The 21564-nt window shown below is 72.2% G+C and carries 19 protein-coding genes; 17 read left to right on the forward strand and 2 right to left on the reverse strand.

Annotated features, from left to right (window positions below):
• The first annotated feature begins 86 nt into the window (after positions 1–86).
• From arc to IEY98_RS28980, 4 genes are all read left to right on the forward strand, one after another.
• Complete coding sequence (arc, locus tag IEY98_RS28965) at positions 87–1907, forward strand: proteasome ATPase (RefSeq protein ID WP_189213850.1); 1821 nt, start codon at positions 87–89, stop codon at positions 1905–1907.
• Between the two features lie 61 nt (positions 1908–1968).
• Entirely contained in the window at positions 1969–2871 is a 903-nt protein-coding gene (locus IEY98_RS28970; RefSeq protein WP_189213851.1) for an aldo/keto reductase, read from the forward strand.
• A 58-nt stretch (positions 2872–2929) separates the two neighbouring features.
• Positions 2930–4000: a hypothetical protein gene (locus IEY98_RS28975; protein ID WP_189213852.1), complete on the forward strand. Its 1071-nt coding sequence runs from the start codon at positions 2930–2932 to the stop codon at positions 3998–4000.
• 60 nt (positions 4001–4060) lie between these two features.
• On the forward strand, positions 4061–4684 hold the full coding sequence (locus IEY98_RS28980; protein ID WP_189213853.1) for a hypothetical protein: 624 nt from the start codon (positions 4061–4063) through the stop codon (positions 4682–4684).
• 220 nt (positions 4685–4904) lie between these two features.
• Here the strand turns inward: IEY98_RS28980 and IEY98_RS28985 are convergent, their stop codons facing one another.
• A complete protein-coding gene (locus tag IEY98_RS28985) occupies positions 4905–5414 on the reverse strand; it encodes an NUDIX hydrolase (protein WP_229787666.1) in 510 nt (169 codons plus the stop codon).
• A 70-nt stretch (positions 5415–5484) separates the two neighbouring features.
• On the opposite strand from IEY98_RS28985, the gene dop reads away from it, so the two are divergent.
• The 6 genes from dop to IEY98_RS29015 all read left to right on the forward strand — a co-directional run bounded on the left by dop (position 5485) and on the right by IEY98_RS29015 (position 13419).
• Positions 5485–6990 carry a depupylase/deamidase Dop gene (gene dop, locus IEY98_RS28990; RefSeq protein WP_189213855.1) on the forward strand — a complete coding sequence of 502 codons (1506 nt, stop codon included), beginning with the start codon at positions 5485–5487 and terminating at the stop codon, positions 6988–6990.
• 107 nt (positions 6991–7097) lie between these two features.
• Positions 7098–7292, forward strand: coding sequence for a ubiquitin-like protein Pup (locus IEY98_RS28995; protein WP_189213856.1), 195 nt, complete (start codon positions 7098–7100; stop codon positions 7290–7292).
• A gap of 46 nt (positions 7293–7338) precedes the next feature.
• A complete protein-coding gene (gene prcB / locus IEY98_RS29000; RefSeq protein ID WP_189213857.1) occupies positions 7339–8175 on the forward strand; it encodes a proteasome subunit beta in 837 nt (278 codons plus the stop codon).
• Positions 8176–8213: 38 nt separating this feature from the next.
• Positions 8214–8981: a proteasome subunit alpha gene (gene prcA / locus IEY98_RS29005; protein ID WP_189213858.1), complete on the forward strand. Its 768-nt coding sequence runs from the start codon at positions 8214–8216 to the stop codon at positions 8979–8981.
• A gap of 225 nt (positions 8982–9206) precedes the next feature.
• Positions 9207–12254 carry a S8 family serine peptidase gene (locus IEY98_RS29010; RefSeq protein ID WP_189213859.1) on the forward strand — a complete coding sequence of 1016 codons (3048 nt, stop codon included), beginning with the start codon at positions 9207–9209 and terminating at the stop codon, positions 12252–12254.
• Between the two features lie 178 nt (positions 12255–12432).
• Positions 12433–13419, forward strand: a complete 987-nt coding sequence (locus IEY98_RS29015) for a LysR family transcriptional regulator (protein WP_189213860.1) — start codon at positions 12433–12435, stop codon at positions 13417–13419.
• Positions 13420–13440: 21 nt separating this feature from the next.
• On the opposite strand, the gene IEY98_RS29020 is transcribed toward IEY98_RS29015, so the two are convergent.
• Positions 13441–14943, reverse strand: a complete 1503-nt coding sequence (locus IEY98_RS29020) for a bifunctional phosphatase PAP2/diacylglycerol kinase family protein (protein WP_189213968.1) — start codon at positions 14941–14943, stop codon at positions 13441–13443.
• A gap of 115 nt (positions 14944–15058) precedes the next feature.
• Here IEY98_RS29020 and pafA point away from each other — a divergent pair, with 115 nt between their 5' ends.
• The 7 genes from pafA (at position 15059) to IEY98_RS29055 (ending at position 21537) form a co-directional block, all read left to right on the forward strand.
• Complete coding sequence (pafA, locus tag IEY98_RS29025) at positions 15059–16417, forward strand: Pup--protein ligase (RefSeq protein ID WP_189213861.1); 1359 nt, start codon at positions 15059–15061, stop codon at positions 16415–16417.
• Between the two features lie 713 nt (positions 16418–17130).
• Positions 17131–18105 (forward strand): helix-turn-helix transcriptional regulator, encoded by a 975-nt coding sequence (locus tag IEY98_RS29030; RefSeq protein ID WP_189213862.1) that lies wholly within the window; start codon positions 17131–17133, stop codon positions 18103–18105.
• On the forward strand, positions 18102–19067 hold the full coding sequence (locus IEY98_RS29035; protein WP_189213863.1) for a helix-turn-helix transcriptional regulator: 966 nt from the start codon (positions 18102–18104) through the stop codon (positions 19065–19067). Before IEY98_RS29030 ends, IEY98_RS29035 begins: the two co-directional genes overlap by 4 nt.
• Positions 19068–19115: 48 nt before the next feature.
• A complete protein-coding gene (locus IEY98_RS29040) occupies positions 19116–19361 on the forward strand; it encodes a hypothetical protein (RefSeq protein ID WP_189213864.1) in 246 nt (81 codons plus the stop codon).
• Positions 19358–19648, forward strand: a complete 291-nt coding sequence (gene tatA, locus IEY98_RS29045; protein WP_189213865.1) for a Sec-independent protein translocase subunit TatA — start codon at positions 19358–19360, stop codon at positions 19646–19648. The genes IEY98_RS29040 and tatA overlap by 4 nt, the downstream gene beginning before the upstream one ends.
• A 13-nt stretch (positions 19649–19661) precedes the next feature.
• Positions 19662–20606, forward strand: coding sequence for a twin-arginine translocase subunit TatC (gene tatC / locus IEY98_RS29050; RefSeq protein ID WP_373292486.1), 945 nt, complete (start codon positions 19662–19664; stop codon positions 20604–20606).
• Between the two features lie 49 nt (positions 20607–20655).
• A complete protein-coding gene (locus IEY98_RS29055) occupies positions 20656–21537 on the forward strand; it encodes a diacylglycerol/lipid kinase family protein (RefSeq protein ID WP_189213866.1) in 882 nt (293 codons plus the stop codon).
• The last annotated feature ends 27 nt before the right edge of the window (positions 21538–21564 follow it).

The following is a 21564-nucleotide window of genomic DNA, read 5'->3' on the forward strand; positions in this document are numbered from 1 at the left end:
CACGCGGGTTCCGGGATGCGGATGCTCTGTTGTTGTCGGTGATCGCCGGTACCGTAGTGGGTACGAGTTCGGGAGGAGGTGCCGACATGCAGCACGATCGTCCCGGCAGTCGGCCTGAAGATGCCGACGATCAGCACGGTGACACGCCCGGCCCGGGGGGCGAGCGCGAGCAGCGCTCGGCGGCCGCGCAGATCCGATTCCTGGAAGAGGAAGTCGCTCTGCTGCGCCGGAAACTGACGGAATCGCCGCGGCACTCGCGGCTGGTGGAGCAGCGGTTGGCCGAGGCGACCGAGCGGGTGAACCAGCTCACCGAGCGGAACACCAAGCTGGTCGACACGCTGCGGGAGGCCCGCGGCCAACTGCTCGCGCTGCGCGAGGAGGTCGACCGCTTGGCGCAACCGCCCAGCGGGTACGGCGTGTTCCTCGAACGGCACGAGGACGGCACGGTCGACGTGTTCACCGCGGGCCGCAAGATGCGGGTGTCGGTTTCACCCGCGGTCGAGGGCGAGGACCTGCGCAAGGGTCAGTCCGTACGCCTCAACGAGGCGCTCACGGTCGTCGAGGGGGGCGGCTTCGAGCGCACCGGCGAGGTCTGCGCCTTGCGCGAGTTGCTCACCGCGGACGGCGACGAGGTGCCCACCCGGGCGCTGGTCGTCGGGCACGCCGACGAGGAGCGCGTGGTCTGGCTGGCCGATCCGCTGTTCGAGGCGCCGCTGAAGCCCGGCGACTCGCTGCTGGTCGACGCCAAGTCCGGCTACGCCTACGAGCGGGTGCCCAAGGCGGAGGTCGAGGACCTGGTGCTGGAGGAGGTGCCCGACGTCGACTACGCCGACATCGGCGGCCTGTTCCGGCAGATCGAGCAGATCCGCGACGCCGTCGAGCTGCCGTTCCTGCACAAGGACCTCTTCGCCGAGTACGAGCTGCGCCCGCCCAAGGGCGTGCTGCTCTACGGCCCACCCGGGTGCGGCAAGACGCTCATCGCCAAGGCGGTGGCGAACTCGCTGGCCAAGAAGGTGGCAGCGGCGCGGGGCGACCGCAGCCCGTCCGACGCCAAGTCGTACTTCCTCAACATCAAGGGCCCCGAGCTGCTCAACAAGTTCGTGGGCGAGACCGAGCGGCACATCCGGCTCATCTTCCAGCGGGCCAGGGAGAAGGCGTCGGAAGGCACCCCGGTGATCGTGTTCTTCGACGAGATGGACTCGATCTTCCGGACCAGGGGCAGCGGCGTCTCCTCCGACGTCGAGACCACGATCGTGCCGCAGTTGCTCAGTGAGATCGACGGTGTCGAGGGCCTGGAGAACGTCATCGTCATCGGCGCGTCCAACCGCGAGGACATGATCGACCCGGCGATCCTGCGACCAGGCAGGCTCGACGTGAAGATCAAGATCGAGCGGCCGGACGCCGAGGCGGCGCGGGACATCTTCTCCAAGTACCTGACCCCCAAGCTCCCCATCCACGCCGACGACCTCGCCGAGTTCGGCGGCGACCCGGCCGCGTGCATCGACGCGATGATCCAGCACACGGTCGAGCGGATGTACGAGGAGACCGAGGACAACCGGTTCCTGGAGGTCACCTACGCCAACGGTGACAAGGAGGTCCTGTACTTCCGGGACTTCAACTCCGGCGCGATGATCCAGAACATCGTGGACCGGGCCAAGAAGTCGGCGATCAAGTCGGTGCTGGAGACCAAGCAGCCCGGCCTGCGCGTGCAGCACCTGCTGGACGCCATCGTCGACGAGTTCGCCGAGAACGAGGACCTGCCCAACACGACCAACCCGGACGACTGGGCGCGGATCTCGGGCAAGAAGGGCGAGCGCATCGTCTACATCCGCACCCTGGTGACCGGCAAGAACCAGGAGGCGGGCCGGGCGATCGACACGGCCAGCAACACCGGTCAGTACCTCTGACCCGAACCGCGGCGGCCCCGGAGCGCACGCTCCGGGGCCGCCGCGCGTACGCTCACCGCCGATGGTGTCGATCAACCGGTTCGGGCTGGGGCTGGCCGCCCTGGGCAGGCCCGCCTACCTCAACGTCGGCCGCGACCTGCCGCGTGACCGTGGCGTCGAATCGCTGCGTGCGCGCACCTGGGATGTCCTGGACGCGGCCTATGCCGCAGGGGTGCGGCGGGTCGACGCGGCCCGGTCGTACGGGCTGGCGGAGGAGTTCCTGGCGGGCTGGCTCGCCGAGCGCGGCGTGTCCGATGTGTCCGTCTCGTCCAAGTGGGGCTACGCCTACGTCGGCGAGTGGCGGGTCGACGCGGCAGTGCACGAGGTCAAGGAGCACTCCCTGGCCCGGTTCCGGCAGCAGTGGGACGAGACCCGCGCCCTGCTCGACGTGGACCTCTACCAGGTGCACTCGCTGACCGAGGACAGCCCGCTGTTCGCCGATGACGCGCTGCTGGACGCGCTGGCCGCGTCCGGGGTCCGGCTGGGCTTCTCGACCTCCGGCCCCGACCAGGCCGCGGCCATCCGGCGCGGGCTGGCGCTCGAACGCTCCGGCGTCCGGCTGTTCACGGCGGTCCAGTCGACGTGGAACGTGCTGGAGCCCTCCGCCGGGCCCGCCCTGGCCGAGGCCCACGCCGAGGGCGTCCACGTGACGGTCAAGGAGGCCATGGCCAACGGCAGGCTCGCGGTCAACCCGCCCGGCGCGGTCCGCGAACTGGCCGACGCGCACGGCGTCGGGCCCGACGCGGTCGCCCTGGCCGCCGCCGCCCAGCCGTGGGCGGACCAGGTGCTCATCGGTCCGGCGAGCGTCGACCAGCTGGCCGCCAACCTGCGCGCCCTCGACCTCCCCGACGCCCTCGACCTGCCGGACCTGGCGCGCGAACCCCGCCGCTACTGGACCGAGCGATCCCGGATGACCTGGAACTGACGTTTCGGGTAGTTTGCCCCCGTTGTCGGGTCGGGGGACTTGACTGGGGGAGTTCCTGGTGCGGCCTGCGCTGCTGGTATCGATGGCCGTGTCCCTGCTGGCACTCGGCTGCACTGCCGATCCCGACGTGCCGCCGCTGGGACCGCGCACGTCGGCGGAGTTGACGTCGGCCCTGGTCACCGAGGGGGACCTCGCGGGCGAGGGCGTCGTCGCCCGGGTCGAGAGCGAGCAGAAGCCGTTCCTCGGCGCCTGCGTCCCGGACAGCCCGTCCGCGCACGCCCTGGCGCGGTGGACCCTGCGGGAGGACCGCGCGGTCACGCACGCGGTGGAGACCTACCGACGCCCCGCCGACATGATCGACGCGCTGCGGGACCGGGAGGTGTGCCTGGAGAAGGGCATGCGGACCGCCATGGGCCCGGTGCTGGGCGCGCTCGACGTGGACGCGCAGCACTCCTGGTGCCTCACCGAGGACGACCGGCACTACCGGTGCGGCGGCGTGGTCGCCAAGGGCGACCTGCTGGTCATCATCAGCGCGGACGCGGTGGGCCGGAACGAGACCGGGACGATCGTGGCGAACCTCTTCCCCGCAGCCCTGCGCGGCGTGGAGCGCGTCGGGGTCAGGCCGAGCAAAGTCCTGCCCGCCGATCCGACCCCGGGCGAATGGGCGCCCGGTGACCCCTCGGCCGCCCTGCTGACCCTGGACGACCTCGCGGGCGAGGGGGAGGTGCGGTCCCTGAAACCGCCTGCTGCCTCCGTCGCGCAGCTCTGCCTGCTGGCGACGCCCGAGGCCCAGGCCATCGGATCCTGGCGGCTCGCCGACGGGAGCGTGGTCGTGCACTCCGTCGAGTCCTACGAGAACGCCGCGGGGCAGGTCCGGGTGTTCACCAGGGACAGCCGGTGCACCTACGGCGACGGTCGGTGGGAGCCGGGGCCGGAGTGGGGACACCTGGACGTGCACGTCCAGGTGTCGTGGTGTTCCACGCGGCCAGGGGTGCGGGGCTGCGGCGGGGTGGTCGTCCGGGGCGACCTGATGAGCACCGTGGTCGTGGCGGCGGAGACGACGGCCGCCGCGCGGGCGGCCGTGGCCCGGCTGATGCCACTGGCGGTCGCGGCGCTGGACCGCGTGTAGGCGGGTGCGGTGGGACCGGTAGGTTCGGCGGGCGTACCGCAGTCGATCTTTGGGGGACCGTTGTTCCGCCGTGCGCTCGCGCCCGCCGCGGTGCTGCTGCTCGCCGCAGGCTGTTCCGGCCGGGCGAACGACCTCGACACCTACTACGACGACCCGACGACCACCGTCGAGCCCACCCTGGTCGCGCCGGTCGCCGCGCCGACCACCCCGGTGTCGACCACCACGCCACCACCCACGACGACCACGCCCCCGGTCGATGCCGACGCGGTGCTCCTCACCGACGACGACCTCGCGGGCGAGGGCGTCGAGCAGGTGGGCAGCCTCTCCTACACCCCGCTGAACTGCGCCCCCGACGCCAGCGCGGCCTGGGAGTACCCGAGCGGGTCGACGCTCGACCAGACCGTCCACGTCCTCCCGGACGCCGCCGGGCGCGTCGCGGAGATGCGCGAGACGGGCGAGTGCCTGGACACCGACGGCACCATCGCACGCCCCGACCTGCCGGAACTCGGCGACGACCGGTTCGGCTGGTGCTTCGTCGGCCCCACCGACCGCGGCTGCGGCGCGGCCATAGCCAAGGGCGACCTGCTGACCGTCATCGTGGTCAAGGCGGGCACGGTCGACCGCGCCAGCGCCGCCGTCCGTCGCATAGCCCCCTTGGCCGCCGACGCCCTCGACCGCGCCTGACCGCCACCCGTTCCGGGATGACGCTCAGCCCCGGAGGGCGAACCAGCGCTCCATGACCAGGCGCCGTCCGGGACGAAGGGCCATTCGTGGGTCGCAGGCGGGTGCGGAGCTGGTCGACGGGCATCCATCAGCTCTCCTCGACCGCGCCAGCGCCGCCGTCCTTCGCATAGCCCCCTTGGCCGCCGACGCCCTCGGCCGCGCCTGATCGCCGCCAGGGCGCTCAGCCCCGGAGGGCGAACCAGCGCTCCATGACCAGGCGCCCGTCCGGGACGAAGGGCCACTCGCGGCCCGCCAGGCGGGTGCGGAGCTCGTCGATGGGCATCCACCAGCCCTCGGCGATCTCGCTCTCCTGCGGCGTGATCGGGCCGTCCCAGCGGGTCTCGTAGGCGAACACGTGCGTGCGGACCGGGGGCAGCTCGACCGGCATCGTGAACACCGGGGTCAGCTCGGCGCCGACCACGCCGTACTCCTCGGCCAGTTCGCGGGCGGCCGCCAGCGCGGGGTCCTCGCCCGCCCCGACCACGCCGCCCGCGGCGCAGTCGTGCAGGCCGGGGTAGATGTCCTTGGTGTCGGTGCGGCGGTGCACGTAGACCCGCTCGCCGTCGCCGGAGCGGACCAGGACGGCCGTGGCGGCGTGCCAGAGGCCCTCGGCGCGCATCCGCGCCCTGGTCGCCGACCCGATGACCCGACCGGCCGCGTCGTACAGCGCAACCCACTCGTCCGTGCTCACTTCGCCCATCCTGCCCTCCGCGACGCGGCTCACCGCCGGTTCGTCGGGATCGCCCCGTAGGCTGGCCGGTATGCGGCGGATCATGGGAACCGAGGTCGAGTACGGCATCGCGGTGCCGGGCGACCCGACGGCCAACCCGGTGTTGACATCGACCCAGGTCGTGCTGGCCTATGCCGCGGCGGCGGACATACCGCGGGCCCGGCGGGCCCGCTGGGACTACGAGGTCGAGTCCCCGCTGCGCGACGCCCGGGGGTTCGACCTCGGCGCGCCCGGCATGGCGCCCACCGACCCCGACGTCGAGGACCTGGGCGCGGCGAACGTCATCCTCACCAACGGCGCGCGGCTCTACGTCGACCACGCCCACCCCGAGTACTCCGCGCCCGAGGTGACCAACGCGCGCGACGCCGTCATCTGGGACAAGGCGGGGGAGCGGGTCATGGAGGAGGCCGCCCTGCGCGCGGCCACCGTGCCCGGGCAGCCGCGCCTGCAGCTCTACAAGAACAACGTCGACGGCAAGGGCGCCAGCTACGGCACCCACGAGAACTACCTGATGGCCCGCAACACGCCGTTCACCGCGGTCATCGCCGGGCTGACGCCGTTCTTCGTCTCCCGCCAGGTCGTCTGCGGCTCCGGCCGGGTCGGCATGGGCGTGGCGGGCGAGGAGGCGGGCTTCCAGCTCTCCCAGCGCGCCGACTACATCGAGGTCGAGGTCGGCCTGGAGACCACGCTCAAGCGCGGCATCATCAACACCCGCGACGAGCCGCACGCCGACGCCGACAAGTACCGGCGCCTGCACGTGATCATCGGCGACGCGAACCTGGCCGAGACGTCGACCTACCTCAAGGTCGGCACCACCGCGCTCGTGCTCGACCTGATCGAGGCAGGCGTGCGGTTCGACCACCTCAAGCTGGCCGACCCGGTGCGCGCGGTGCACGTCATCAGCCACGACCCGACGCTGAAGACCAAGGTCGAGCTGGCCAACGGCCGCAAGTACAGCGGCCTGGACATCCAGTTCGCCTACCACGAGATGGTCGCCGACAAGCTCGGCCGCGCCGACGTCGACCGGGTCTCCCTCGACGTGCTCGACATGTGGGGCACGATCCTCGACGCGCTGTCCCGCGACCCGATGGAGTGCGCCGACCGGCTGGACTGGCCCGCCAAGCTGCGGCTGCTGGAGGGCTACCGGGCCCGCGACGGCCTGGCGTGGTCGTCGCCGCGGCTGCACCTGGTCGACCTGCAGTATTCCGACGTGCGGCTGGACAAGGGCCTCTACAACCGCCTGGTCGCCCGCGGCTCGATGAAGCGGCTGGTCAGCGAGGAGGAGGTGCGCGCGGCCATCGTCACGCCGCCGTCGGACACCCGCGCCTACTTCCGCGGCCGCTGCCTGGAGCGCTACCCGACCTCGATCGCGGCGGCGTCGTGGGACTCGGTGATCTTCGACCTGGGCCGCGAGTCCCTGGTCCGCATCCCCACCCTCGAGCCGCTGCGGGGCACGAAGGCGCACGTCGGCGCGCTGCTCGACGCGGCGAACACCGCAGAGGAGCTGGTGGACGCGCTGACCGGGGCGCGGCGTTAGCCCCGTTCACCCAGGGCGAATTTCGATCTCGGTCCCGGCGGGGACCGCGACGAAAGTCGGTCCCGCTCGGTACTGTTCGGTATAGGCCAGACCACCGGGAGGCGAGGATGTCCCAGGAGCAGAAGCAGCGCCAGGGCGGCGGCGACGGCGACGAGGGTGTCGACGACACCACCGCCGCCGGTCAGGAGCGCCGGGAGAAGCTCAGCGACGACACCGACGCGATCCTGGACGAGATCGACGACGTCCTGGAGGAGAACGCCGAGGACTTCGTCCGCGCGTACGTCCAGAAGGGCGGCCAGTAACCCCGGCCGCTCCGTCCCCGCCCCGCGACCCGAAACGAAAGCAGGCATGGATCACACCTCTTCCCGTGGGCTGCCCGCCGCCTACCTCACGACGGGCACCTCGTCGTTCACCGACTTCCTGCGCGCCCAGGCCCCCGAACTGCTGCCCGGCGGCCGCCCGATGAGCGGGGCGGCCCCGGCCGACCTCACGCACGGCACCACGATCGTGGCCGTCGCCTTCTCCGGCGGCGTCCTCATCGCCGGTGACCGGCGGGCGACGGCGGGCAACCTGATCGCGCAGCGCGACATGGAGAAGGTGTTCGTCACCGACGACTACTCGTCGGTGGGCATCGCGGGCACGGCGGGCATCGCGGTGGAGATGGTCCGGCTCTACGCCGTCGAGCTGCAGCACTACGAGAAGATCGAGGGCACGTCGCTGTCGCTCGACGGCAAGACCAACAAGCTGGCCACGATGGTCCGCGGCAACCTCGGCACCGCGCTGCAGGGGCTGGCCGTGGTGCCGCTGTTCGTCGGCTACGACCTCGCCGCGGCTGACCCGGCAAGGGCGGGCCGGATCGTCTCCTTCGACGTGGTGGGCGGCCGCTACGAGGAGCGCGCGGGCTTCCACGCGGTCGGCTCGGGCTCGAACTTCGCCAGGTCGGCGCTGAAGAAGCTCTACGACCCCGACAGCGACCGCGACAAGGCAGTCCGCATCGCCGTCGAGGCCCTCTACGACGCCGCGGACGACGACTCGGCGACCGGCGGGCCCGACCTGGCCAGGCGGATCTACCCGAGCATCGTCACCATCACCGCCGAGCAGGGCGCGGTGCGGCTGTCCGAGGAGGAGGCCGCCGCCGTCGCCGAGGCGGTCGTGACCGAGCGCGCGGCCCGCCCCCGAGGCTGAGTTTCGATGACCCCCACCGACCGAAGGAGCCCACAGTCGTGACGATGCCGCTGTACGCCTCTCCCGAGCAGCTGATGCGCGACCGCTCGGAGTACGCCCGCAAGGGCATCGCCCGGGGCCGCAGCGTCGTCGCGCTCAAGTACGCCGACGGCGTCCTGTTCGTGGCCGAGAACCCCTCGGCGACGCTGCACAAGGTCTCCGAGATCTACGACCGCATCGGGTTCGCGGCCGCGGGCCGCTACAGCGAGTACGAGAGCCTGCGCCGCGGCGGCATCCGGCACGTCGACCTGTGGGGCTACTCCTACGACCGGCGCGACGTCTCGGCCCGCCAGCTGGCCAACGTCTACGCCCAGACCCTCGGCACGATCTTCACCGAGCAGGTCAAGCCGCTTGAGGTGGAGCTGTGCGTGGCCGAGGTCGGCGCCACCGCGGCCCAGGACCAGCTCTACCGGCTCACCTACGACGGCTCCATCGTCGACGAGCCGCAGTTCCTGGTCATGGGCGGGCAGACCGACCCGATCGCCGCGTCGCTCAAGGAGACCTTCACCGAGGGCATCACGCTGGCCGACGCGGTCGGCCTGGCGATCAAGGCGTTCGCGGCGGGCGGGGCCAACGGCGCCAACACCCCGCCGTCGCCGGACAAGCTGGAGGTCGCGGTGCTGGACCGCAACCGGCCCACCCGCGCGTTCCGGCGGGTCACCGGCGCGGCGCTGACCGCGCTGCTGCCCCCCGAGGCGCGCACCGAGGCGGGCTCGGAGTCCCCGGCCAAGCCGGTCGAGGACGTGCAGCTGCCGCCCGAGGAGTAACCAGCGGGACCATCGACGGGGCCATCCGATCGGGTGGCCCCGTTCGCTGTGCGCCAAGATCACGACTCGATCACCACATCGAATAAAACCGCTGGTCGCGTCGATGTTATGGGCGTTCGGGATGGGAGTGTCACAGGTCGATCGGGCCATAGTGCCTCAACGGATTCGCTCGATCGGGTGAGATATCGGGTGTCCGGATCACCCTGCTCAACCCGAGGAAGCCACATGCCGCGTCACCGGCCGAGACGCCTCGCCGCGCTCGCCGCCGTCCCCGCCCTGGTCGCCACGCTGGCGGGCGGGACAGCCGTCGGACAGCCCGCCCCGACGGACCTCCCCGAGGCCCCGATCCGCCTGGTCAGCGGCGAGTTCCTGCCCAGCGCCCTGCCCGCGTACCCGGCCCCGGCGCTCGCCGCCGCCGAACGCGGCTCCTACCTCGTCCAGTTCGCGGGCCCGGTCCGCGAGGACTGGAAGGCCGGGCTGACCGCGATCGGCGCCCGGCTCGTCGAGTACATCCCCGACTTCGCGTTCAAGGTCCGGATGAACCCGGGCCAGGCGCGACGGGCGGAGAAGCTGCCCGGAGTGCGCTGGGTCGGCCGCTACCAGGCCGCCTGGAAGGTCACCGCCGACGCGCGGGCGGAGATCGCCGAGGGCAAACCCGCCGTCTACGAGGTCCACGCCGAGAACGGCGTCGACCTGGCCGCCGTCGCCGCCGCCGCCACCGCGACCGGCGCCGTCGCCACCCCCACCGGCAGCCGGACCCTGCTGCTGGCCGCCACCCCCGCCCAGGCCACGAGCGTGGCGGGGATCGAGGACGTGGCCGTCGTCGACGGCTTCCACGTCCACGAGAAGCACAACGACCACGCCGCCGGTGGCCTCATGCGCGGCAACCAGGCGTACGCGCTCGGCTACGACGGTTCCACCCAGATCGTCGCGGTCGCCGACACCGGGCTCGGCGGCGGCACCCCCGCCACCGCGCACCCGGACATCCCCGTCGCCCGCGTCAAGGCCATCCGCCCGTGGGCGGGCGCGGACGCGGCCAACTGCTACGACGTCCAGCCCGACGGGGCGCAGGACGTCGACAGCGGCCACGGCACCCACGTCGCCGTCTCGGCGGTCGGCGACGGCATGGCCGACGGCCGCGGCAAGGCGGCGGCGCACTCGGCCCGCCTGGTGTTCCAGGCGGTCGAGGACTACGTCGACATCATCGGCGCCTGCGCCCAGCAGGGCTACCCCGACGGCTACTACCTGTTCGGCATCCCGACCGACCTCGGGCTGCTGTTCCAGCAGGCCTACGACGAGGGCGCGCGCATCCACGCGAACTCGTGGGGCGCGGACGAGGCGGGGGCCTACACCGAGGACTCCCGTCTCGCCGACAAGTTCGCCAACGAGCACCGCGACATGCTCATCACCTTCTCCGCGGGCAACGCGGGCGTCGACCTGAACGCCGACGGCGTCGTCGACAACGACTCCATCGGCGCCCCGGGCACCGCCAAGAACGTGCTCACCGTCGGCGCGTCCGAGGTCAACACCCTCGCGCCGCAGTGCGACCGGAACCTGACCTACCAGGCGCAGAACCAGGCCGAGCGCACCACGATGGGCAACCGCTCCTGCAACCAGGCGGGCGGCAACAACGTCATCCCGACCTGGGGCGACTGGTGGGGGTCGTCCTTCCCGGCCAACCCGATCAGGTCCGACCGCCAGACCGGCAACCACCAGCAGATCGCGGCGTTCTCCAGCCGGGGCCCGACCGACGACGGCCGGATCAAGCCCGACGTCGTCGCGCCCGGCTCCTGGGTGCTCTCCGGCTACTCCGACAAGCACCAGCAGCAGTACGACGGCACCTCGGTCAACCCGAAGACCCGCGTCCACCAGCACGACGGGTACGGCTTCCCGCTGAACGACGACTACAAGTACTTCAGCGGCACGTCGATGTCGAACCCGCTGGCCGCGGGCGGCGCCGCGGTGGTCCGCGACTTCTACAAGAAGAACTGGGCCGTGGACGCCTCCGGCGCGCTCGTGAAGGCCACGATGGTCAACAGCGCCACCGACCTGCTCGACGAGAACAACGACGGGTCCAACGACAACGACCTGCCCATCCCCAACGCACACGAGGGCTGGGGTCTGGTCAACCTGGAGAAGGCGACCGCGGGGACGGCCCGCTTCCTCGACGAGACCGTCCCGGTCAGCACCGGCGGGGTCCACGAGACGCGGTACAGCATCCGCGGCGGCTCCGGCCCGCTGAAGATCACCATGGGGTACACCGACAAGGAGGCGGCGACCACGGCCGCCGTGTCCCTGGTGAACGACCTCAACCTCATCGTGCAGTCGCCCAGCGGCATCACCTACTTCGGCAACAGGTTCTCCGGCGGCTGGTCCACCGCGGGCGGCAGCCCGGACCAGCGCAACAACGTGGAGAACGTGTTCATCCCGAACCCCGAGGCGGGGGAGTGGACCGTCCGGGTCACCGGGAGCAACGTGCCCTCCGGCCCGCAGCGGTTCGCCCTGGTCGTCGACGCCACCTTCGGCCAGGAGGGCAACACCGCCAATCCGGTCGTCACCAACCCCGGCAACCAGGCGGGCGAGCGCGGCGTCCCGGTGAGCCTGCAGATCCAGGCCACCGACGCCGACGGCGACACCCTGGCCTACTCGGCCACCGGCCTGCCCGCCGGGCTGACGATCAACGCCGAGACCGGCCTGATCACCGGCACGCCGACGACCGCGGGCACCACCCACGTCCGGGTCCGGGCGAGCGACGGCCGCGACGGCCTGGGCACCGCCGCCTTCACCTGGCGCATCGGCGCGCCCGCCCAGCTGCTCAAGAACCCGGGCTTCGAGTCGGGCACGGCGAACTGGAGCGGCCAGACCACGGTGATCACCAACAGCACGGTCCGCCCGACCCACGGCGGGACGTACTGGGCGCGCATGGCGGGCACCGGGCGAAAGGGGTCCGAGACGCTGTACCAGCAGGTCGCGATCCCCGCGGGCGCGCTGTCGGCGACCGCGTCGTACTGGGTGCGGGTGGACACCGCCGAGCAGACCACCACGGGCCGGTACGACACCCTCCAGCTGCGGGTGCTCGACACCAACGGCGCGGTGCTGGCGACCCTCGGCGCCGTGTCCAACCTCGACGCCGGACCGGCGTACGTCCAGAAGACGTACGACCTGAGCGCCTACAAGGGCCGCACGATCCGGCTCGCGTGGGTCGCGACCGAGGACAGCTCGCTGCAGACGACCTTCGCGGTCGACGACACCGCCGTGGTCGCGGTGTCCTGACAGGCAACCGCGGCGCGGGCGGTGCCCGCGTCGCGGTCTCCACCCCGGCTCCGGGGGCGCCGTGCGCCGCACGACGCCCCCGGAGCCGTTTCGACACGCCGCGAGCGCGAAATGTGGCACTGTTCCCAAACGCCACCCGGAATTTGCATAACGTCGCCACAGGGGGCATAACACTCGTGTGAACGAGCTGGAGCTGCGTCATCTCCGAGTCATCTGCGCCGTCGCCGACGCCGGGAGCCTGTCCAAGGCAGCCGTGCAGCTCGGGGTGTCGCAACCGGCGCTGACCGCCCAGCTCCAGCGGCTGGAACGCCGCGTCGGCGGCCTGCTGTTCGCCCGCACCGGGACCGGCGTCGTGCCCACCGACCTGGGCAGCTACGTGCTCACCACCGCCCGCCTGCTGCTCGGCGAGGTGGACGACCTGATGGCCGGGATCAAGCAGCGCACGCAGAGCACCACGGCCACCGGCGTCGTGCGGGTGGGCGGGCCGCCCGGGCTGATCGTGCCGCTGTTCGCCACCGCCATCGCCGACCGGCTCGGCGGCGCCGAGGCCGCCATCGAGATCGAGACCCAGCCGACCGAGGTGCTGCGCAAGCTGGTCGACCGCAAGCTCGACTTCGCCGTGCTGGAGGAGAACCCCGGCTTCCGCACGCCGCTGCCCGCCCACGTCCACGCCCGCGTGATGCTGCGCGCGCCGCTGTTCGTCGCGCTCGCCGAGAACCACCCGCTGGCCCACCGCGGCGACATCGACCTCGCCGAGCTGGCCGACGAGAACTGGGTGATGCCGCCGGTCGCCGAGGGCACCGAGCAGCTGGCCTTCGTCCGCGCCTGCGCCGCGCGCGGGTTCACCCCGAGGATCCGCCACCAGATGTCGGACTCGACCACCACCAGGGCGCTGGTGCAGGCGGGCGCGGTGACGCTGGCCAAGCCGGTCGCCAGGGAGGGCAACGGCCTGGTGATCCGCGGCCTGGTCGGCAACCCGATGCTGCAGGAGATCGTGCTGGTCTGGCACGAGGACAGCAACCTGGCCGACGCCGCGCGGGAGGCGCCCAAGTCGCTGCTGGAGGCCTACGACCAGCTGACCGACACCAACCCGCTGTTCGCGGCGTGGTGGGCCGAGCACAAGCACAGCCCCATCCAGCCCGAGGTGAGCCCACCGGCTCGGTAGGGGGTGGCGGTTCCGGGTGGGTCAGTCCTCCTGCCCGATGGGCCGGTAGACCGACAGGGCCTGCGGGCGGGACCGGAAGACGAACCGGCTGCCCAACGGCCCGACCTCGCCGTCGGTGGCCACCCTGCGCTCGACGTCGTCGAGCAGCACCACGTCCAGCTGGGCCGCGTCGCGCTGGCGGTAGACGTGGCTGGTGTGCAGGGTCCTGGTCAGCGTGGCCAGCACGAACCGCAGCCGCGAGTACGGGACGTCGGCGCGCAGGTAGCGCACGTCGAGCAGGCCCGAGTCCAGCACGGGGCGGTGGGTGGGCACGAAGCCCTTGGGGGAGTAGGTGCCGTTGCCCACGAACAGCCACCACACCAGGTGCGAGCGGCCGTTCAGCGACAGCCGGATCGGCTGGGCGCGGCGCAGCGTGCGGTGCAGGGCGACCGCGGCGGCGGGCCACTTCGGCCAGCCGCGCCCCTCCAGCCGCTCGCGCAGCCGCACCATCTCCGGGTAGCCGCCGAGGCTGGCGGTGTTGACGAACCAGCGGTGCCGCCCGCCGCCCGCCCCGCCGATGTCGACCCCGGCCAGGTCGACCACGACGCCCTCGCCCCCGGCGACCGCGTCCGCCGCGGCGTCGACGTCGGCCACGCCGATGTCGCGGGCGAAGTGGTTCAGCGTCCCGGCGGGCACCACGACCAGCGGCAGCCGGAACTCGGCCGCCACCGCGGCGACCGCGGCGACGGAGCCGTCACCGCCCGCGACCCCCACGGCGCGGATGTCCGCCGGGCCCCGGGTGAGCTCGTCGGCGAGCTGTTCTACCAGGTCCGCGCCCGGGTGCGGGTGCACGACCGTGGCCCTCGGCCAGCGCTGCTTGACCACGTCCGTCGCGTCCTCGCCCGCGATGCCCGCGTTCGGGTTGACCAGGATCAGCAGGCCGTCGCCGTCCTCGAGGGCAGGCACGCGGGCGGCGTGCGCGGTGCGGGCGGGGCGCTCCGGGCCGAGCGGCCACCAGTGCAGCGTCGCGTAGGCCGCGCCGACGCCGATCGCCGCGCCCGCCATGACGTCGGTCGGCCAGTGCACGCCGGTGTGGACTCGCGAGTAGGCGACCGCGCCCGCCAGGGGGGCGACGAGCCTGCCGAGTCCCTTGTGCTCGAGCGCCAGCGCGGTGGTGAAGGCCGCCGCGGAGGCGGCGTGTCCGGAGGGGAACGACGAGCTCGTCGGCCGCGGGGTCAGCCTGCGGTAGATCGGCAGCAGCTCCGCGGCGGGGCGCCTGCGCGGGAACAGGTTCTTCCCGACCAGGTTCGCCGACACGCTGGCGATGGCGATCGCGCCGATCCCGCGCAGCGCGGCACGTCTGGTCTTGCCTTTTTTCGCGCCCAGGATGGTCGCGATCGCGAACCACAGGGTGCTCTTGTTCGCCGCCATCGACAGCGACGTGAGCGCCGCGTCGACCGGTGTCGGCGGCAGGTGCGCGCTGCGGATGACCAGGTCGCGGTCGACTCGGTTGACCTGCCGCGCCGAGCGCCGGACGTGTCTCATCACGGTCGCGATTGAACAGGACGGGCCGGTCGGACGCCGAATGAGTCCGGAGTGAGACACGCGCCGACCCGAACGGCGCACGGCTTTGGACGGTGCGAGGACCTAGGCTGGTGGGATGCAGCGGCGGATCTTCGGGATTGAGACCGAATTCGGCGTGACCTGTACGTTCCACGGGCAGCGCAGGCTGTCGCCGGACGAGGTCGCGCGCTACCTGTTCCGGCGGGTGGTGTCGTGGGGGCGTTCCTCCAACGTGTTCCTGCGCAACGGCTCGCGACTCTACCTCGACGTCGGCTCCCACCCGGAGTACGCCACGGCCGAGTGCGACGACCTCGTGCAGCTCGTCACCCACGACAAGGCGGGCGAGCGGATCCTGGAGGACCTGCTCGTCGACGCCGAGCGGCGGCTGGCCGACGAGGGCATCGGCGGCGACATCTACCTGTTCAAGAACAACACCGACTCGGCGGGCAACTCCTACGGCTGCCACGAGAACTTCCTGGTCACGCGGGCCGGGGAGTTCTCAAGGATCGCCGACGTGCTGCTGCCGTTCCTGGTCACCCGCCAGCTGATCTGCGGCGCGGGCAAGGTGCTGCAGACCCCGAGGGGGGCGGTGTACTGCCTGTCGCAGCGCGCCGAGCACATCTGGGAGGGCGTCTCCAGCGCCACCACCCGGTCCCGGCCGATCATCAACACCCGCGACGAGCCGCACGCCGACGCCGAGCGGTACCGGCGGCTGCACGTGATCGTCGGCGACTCCAACATGGCGGAGCCGACGACGCTGCTGAAGGTCGGCACGGCGAACCTGGTGCTGGAGATGATCGAGGAGGGCGTGCAGTTCCGCGACTTCAGCCTCGACAACCCGATCCGCGCCATCCGCGAGATCAGCCACGACCTGACGGGCCGCCGCCTGGTGCGCCTGGCGGGCGGGCGCGAGGCGTCGGCGCTGGACATCCAGCGCGAGTACTACGCCAAGGCCGTGGAGCACGTCGCCCGGCGCTCGCCCGACCCCCTGGCCGACCGCGTGGTCGAGCTGTGGGGCCGCGTGCTCGACGCGGTGGAGGCCCAGGACCTGACCCGGATCGATCGGGAGATCGACTGGGCCATCAAGCACCGGCTGGTGGAGCGGTACCGGGCGAAGCACGACCTGGACCTGTCGAGCCCCCGGATCGCCCAACTGGACCTCGCCTACCACGACATCCGCCGCGGCCGGGGCATCTTCGACCTGCTCCAACGCAAGGACCTCGTCGCCAGGGTCACCGACGACGGCGAGATCGAGGCCGCCAAGGACACCCCGCCCCAGACCACCCGAGCCAAGCTCCGCGGCGACTTCATCGCGGCCGCGCAGCAGGCAGGGCGCGACTTCACGGTCGACTGGGTCCACCTGAAGCTGAATGACCAGGCCCAGCGAACGGTCCTCTGCAAGGACCCGTTCCGAGCGGTGGACGAACGGGTGGAACGCCTGATCGCGTCGCTGTGACGATGGTTCGCGGGAGGCCCTGGTGCTTGCGCACCGGGGCCTCTCTGTGTCTGGGGGAGGTGGCGGGTAGTCCTGGCCGGGGGCAGGTGGGGAGAGCAGTGCTGGCAGGCGGGGGTGCCGGACACGGCGCCGAGGACGTGGTGCGGACGCTTCCGGTTGGGTGAGGTGATGGGGGCGGGCCTGACAGGTGAGTAGATGGTCCGCGTCGGATCCGGCGCGCTGGGAGGCCGCCGAGAGCTGACGCTTCGGGACTCGTTGATCTCGTGGTGAGGGCCGGTGACCGCGTCCCGGCCCCACCCGCGCCCCTCGGCCACGCCCACCCGCTTCGACCGGGCAACCGCCCCGCCACCCTCTCGTGCCGTGCTCGTGTGGCGGCCTGACCTCTGCGGCTCTGCGGCTCTGCGGCTCTGCGGCACCTCGGCACCTCGGCACCTCGGCACCTCGGCACCTCGGCACCTCGGCACCTCGGCACCTCGGCACCTCGGCACCTCGGCACCTCGGCACCTCTATCGTCATTCTTCTACTTCTCCCTATTCACTATCAAGATATCTGGAATATCCCGCACATGAAGGCCGCGCGGTAAGGCGCGCGGGCGGCGGAAAGGGGTAAAAAGCACAGCCCGGAGGGGTGGGTGGGCACACTACCGCATCGTTCGCACGTATGTTCGGTGTGTTGGGTGTCGGGGCCGGTGGGGGGCGCGTTAGGGTGCGCGGGTGTCCGTTGCTCGCGCGGAGCGCTTGGTGAATCTGGTGCTGTGTCTGTTGTCGACGCGGCAGTACCTCAGTGCGGAGCGGATTCGGGGGATTGTGCCCGGGTACGCCGACGCGCCCTCTGATGAGGCGTTCTTCCGGACCTTCGAGCGGGACAAGACCGAACTGCGGGAGTTGGGCATCCCGCTGGAGGTCGGCCGCAACTCGATGTTCGACACCGTCGACGGCTACCGCATCGCGCGGCGGGACTACGAGCTCGGGGAGATCGACCTGGAGCCGGACGAGGCCGCCGCCGTCGCGTTGGCCGTGCGGCTGTGGGACTCGCCGGAGTTGACCGGGGCCGCGCACGGCGCGCTGCTCAAGCTCAGGGCCGCCGGGGTCGACGTCCACCAGTCGCCGCACGCCATCGTGGAGCCCAAGGTCAGGACGACCGAGCCCGCGTTCGCCCCGCTGCTGGCCGCCGTCGAGGCGAGCCAGGCGGTGACCTTCGACTACCGCAGGCCCTCCGGCCCCGAGGCGCGGACCCGGACGCTGGAGCCCTGGGGCGTCGTCTCCTGGCGCGGACGCTGGTACGTCGTCGGCCAGGACCGCGACCGGGGCGCCCCGCGCTGCTTCCGGCTGTCGCGCATCGTCGGCGATGTGGGCAAGGTCGGGAAGCCGGGGCAGGTCCGCAGGCCCGACGGCGTCAACCTGATGGCGTTCGTCGCCTCGTTCGACAGCGAGCAGCGCCCCGGCCAGCCCGTGCGGCTGTGGGTGGCCGAGGGCCGCGCCGCCGGGGTGCGCAGGCGGGCCACCGTGGTGGGCGCCCAGGAGATCGACGGGGCGAAGGGGGACGTCGTGGAGCTCGACCTGGCCTACCCGGACTCGGCGGCCAAGTGGCTCGCCGGATACGGGCCCGACGTGGTCGTGTTGGCCCCGGACGTGCTGCGCAAGGCCGTCCGCGAGCGCCTGCTGGCCGTGGCGGAGGAGGCCCGATGACCGCCGCCCAGGACCGGCTGCCGCGCCTGCTCGCGCTCGTCCCCTACTTCATCGCCCGCCCCGGCATCCGCATCGACGAGGCCGCCGCCGACTTCGGGGTCACCGTCAAGCAGCTGCGCAAGGACCTCGAACTCCTCTGGATGTGCGGCCTGCCCGGCTACGGCCCCGGCGACCTCATCGACATCTCCTTCGACGAGGACACCGTCACCGTCACCTTCGACGCCGGGATGCGCAGGCCGCTGCGGCTCACCGGCGCCGAGGCGACCGCGCTGCTCGTGGCCCTGCGCGCCCTGGTCGACACCCCCGGCGTCGCCGACGCCGACGCGATCCGGCGCGCGCTGGCCAAGATCGAGGCCGCCGCGGGCCAGGCGGAGCCCGCCGGCGTCGCCGTCGGGCTCGGCGTCCGCGAGGGCGCGGCGACGGCCGAGGTGCGCGAGACCGTCCAGTCGGCGCTGCGCGACAAGCGGGCGCTGCGGATGTCGTACTACACCGCGGCGAAGGACGAGGTGACCCAGCGGGTCGTCGACCCGATGCGGGCGATGATCGTCGAGGGGCGCGGCTACCTGGAGGCGTGGTGCAGGCGGGCCGAGGCGGTGCGCCTGTTCCGGCTCGACCGCATCGATGACGTCACCGTGCTGGACGAGCCGTCGGTCCCGCCGCCGCACGCCCGCCCGACCGACCTGACCGGCGGGTTCTTCCAGCCCGAGCCCAACCAGCGCACCGCGCGCCTGGTCCTGGAGCAGGACGCGCGCTGGGTGTCGGAGTACTACCCGGTCGACGACGTCGAGGAGCTGCCCGGCAACCGGCAGCGCGTGGTCATGCGCTACGCCGACGAGTCCTGGATGACCCGCATGCTGCTCGGCCTCGGCGGCGACGTGCGCGTGGAGGAGCCCGAGGCCCTGGCCGCCGCGCTGCGCGCCCGCGCTGCCGACGCCGTGCGGCGCATCGATTCGCTGGGCTGACGCCCCTGGTTGGTTTCCCGGTCATCCGCTCACCGGTAGAGTCGGGATGTGCCGTTCCTGCTCAGCGCGTTGATCCTGGTCGCACTGGTGTGCCTCGCCGTGGCCCTGATCGCGGTGCTCCGCCGGGCGGGCCGGACGCGGGCCGCGCTGCGCGCGGCGGGTGCGGGTCTGGCCGACCGGTCGGGCCTGGTGCGGGCCAGGGGCGCGGCGCTGCGGGTGGCGATCGACGACCGGAGGTCGCCCGGCCAGCGCGTAGGATCGATCCAGCGAGGCGAGACAGGAGGTCGGCCGTGAACTTTGGACCGTGGGAGATCCTCATCATCGCGGTGGTGATCGTGCTGCTCTTCGGGGCGCGCAAGATGCCGCAGATGGCGAGGTCGCTCGGACAGTCCATGCGCATCCTGAAGGCCGAGACCAAGGGCATGCGCAAGGACGAGGACGACGACGCCCCGGCGAAGGCGGAGGCCCCCGCCCCGCAGCAGCTGGCGGCCGCGAAGCCGGAGAAGACCCCGGAGCAGCTGCAGAAGGAGATCGACGAGCTGCAGCGCAAGGTCGACCAGCAGCAGAAGAACGCCAGCTGAGCGGATACTGACGGTGGTGCGTGATCAGTCCCGCCGGTCAGCGCGCCGCGAGCAGAGGAAGCTGCGCAGCCGTCGGCACAACCCCGACGGCACGATGTCGCTGCGGGAGCACCTGTACGAGCTGCGGCACCGGCTTGGCCTGGCGGTCCTCTTCGTCCTGCTCGGCGGCGTCTTCGGCTTCGTGTGGTTCATGGTCCCGCTGGGGCCGGTGCCCTCGCTCAGCGACATCCTGCTGACGCCCTACTGCGCGCTGCCGACGGACGTGCGGTTCGAGCCGGTCCCCGGGCAGTGCCAGCTGTTCCAGACGAAGCCGTTCGAGGCTTTCATGGTGCAGTTCAAGGTGGGCATCGCCGTCGGACTGGTCGTGATGTCGCCCGCCTGGCTGTACCAGGTGTGGGCGTTCATCACCCCGGGCCTCTACGCCCGCGAGCGCAGGCTGGCGCTGACGTTCGTGCTGATCGGCTCGCTGCTGTTCGCCACGGGCGGCTGGCTGGCCTTCTTCGTCATCCCCGAGGGCCTCGAGGTCCTGGTCAGCTTCGGCGGCAACGCGTTCATCACGGCGCTGAACGCCCAGGACTACATCTCGTTCGTCCTGGTCATGCTGCTGATCTTCGGCGTCAGCTTCCTGCTGCCGCTGCTGATCACGATGCTCAACCGGGTCGGGGTGCTGCCGTACGCCAACCTCAGGAAGTGGCGGCGGTTCATCATCTTCGGCCTGTTCGTCTTCGCCGCGGTCGCGACCCCGGGCACGGACCCGGTGTCGATGATCGTGCTGGCGGCGGCGATGACCGTGCTGTTCGAGGTGGCGGTGCAGATCGCGCGCGTCCACGACCGCCGCAAGGCCAGGCGGGAGGCGCTGGAGGACGCGGAGAACGCGACCGACCTCGACACCGCGTCCGACCTCGACCTCGCGGTGAAGCCGGTGGAGCCCGCGCGGGACCTCGACGACGTCACTTGAGTCTTCCGCGCCGGTCTGGTGGAGTTACCGACCGGTAGAGGGAGGGCTCATGCGCGTGGCGCTTGCGGTGCACCCGGCCTCCGGGCACGGCGCGGCGGGCCGGGTGGCCGACGCGGTCGCCGGGCGGCTGCGGGCGGTCGTCGACGACCTCACGGTGGTGTCGGCGGCGTCGGTCGAGGAATCGCGGGCGCTGATGCTGCGGGCCCGCGACGCCGGTCTCGACCTCGTCGTGGTGCTCGGCGGTGACGGGTCGGCGCACCAGGGCGTGCAGTTCTGCGCCGAGCACGACGTCGCGCTCGCCGTGGTCCCCGCGGGCACGGGCAACGACCTGGTCCGCGCGCTCGGCGGCCCGACCGAGTCGCTGAGGGCGGCGGACGCGCTGGTCGAGGCGCTGGGCCGGGGCGCGGCGCGCAAGCTGGACCTGGGGCGGGTCGACGGCGGCCCGTGGTTCGCGACGGTGCTGTGCGCGGGGTTCGACTCCGCGGTCAACGAGCGGGTCAACCGGATGCGCTGGCCGCACGGCCGCCGCCGCTACGACCTGGCGATCCTGGCCGAGCTGGCCGCGCTGCGCCCCAAGCGGCTCGTCGTGGACACCGACGACGGCCGGATGGAGCTCGACGCGGTCCTGGTCGCGCTGGGCAACACGCCGTACTACGGCGGCGGCATCCCGGTCTGCCCGGACGCCGACCCGGCGGACGGGCTGCTGGACGTGACCGTGGTCGGCCGGGCGTCCCGGCTGGACCTGCTGCGCATCCTGCCCGGCCTGCGCACCGGCAGGCACGTCGATCACCCCGCTGTGCGGACGCTGCGCGCGCGGCGGGTGTCGCTGGGCGGGGACAACGACTGGATCGCCTACGCCGACGGCGAGCGGATCAGGCCGCTCCCGGCGACCGTCGAGTGCGTGCCCGGCGCGTTGACCGTCATTGGTTGAGGCAGGTGTCGTCCAGGTGTGAAAGCC

Source organism: Actinokineospora fastidiosa, assembly GCF_014648415.1.
GTDB lineage: Bacteria > Actinomycetota > Actinomycetes > Mycobacteriales > Pseudonocardiaceae > Actinokineospora > Actinokineospora fastidiosa.